The 545-nt window shown below is 37.1% G+C and carries 1 protein-coding gene; it reads right to left on the bottom strand.

Annotated features, from left to right (window positions below):
• Nucleotides 1-143: 143 nt before the first annotated feature.
• Nucleotides 144-545 (bottom strand): hypothetical protein (locus tag Q0590_RS37510; protein WP_302042818.1); only part of this gene is annotated, 402 nt, incomplete at its 5' end.

Here is a 545-nt window from a genome sequence, read left to right as displayed (position 1 = left end):
CGGTGAGGCTATGTGTTTGGGAAGGGCTGGTTGACGCCGGATTTAGTGTTAGCCAAAGTAATTTTATTTTTAACTGTTTCACCTATCTTCAACTAAATTCCTTATGATTTTTATGATTAATCTGTATATGTGAATACATTTTATTAGAAGAATGGCACAAGTTTATCTACGCCCAAAGCAATGAGTACCCATAGAGCAAAACTAGTAGCAAGGGTGAGAATGGCCTTACGCATTAGCAACTTGTATTTTGTAGCAGACATATCTTTATCTATCGGAAATATTGCTATGCGTCGAAGCAGATATTTTATAAAAAAGTGATACGGAAGAAAGGCGAGACTTGCAAAGATAGTTTGAAAGATAAAATTGTCTTTCTCTAAGGGCGAAACAGGAATCCCTGCCTTATATTGGAGCATGGCAATTAGTACCCATAATGCCATGTAATAGCCACAAAGTAATACCATAAATCGAAACGCATAGCCTTGCTCGGCATAGGATTCACCCATTTTCTTCTTTAAGAAAACATAGCAGAAATCTCGCAAATCTAC

This window comes from Rhodocytophaga aerolata, from assembly GCF_030503435.1.
Classification (GTDB): domain Bacteria; phylum Bacteroidota; class Bacteroidia; order Cytophagales; family 172606-1; genus Rhodocytophaga; species Rhodocytophaga aerolata.
This window is presented reverse-complemented; position numbering and strand designations above follow the sequence as displayed.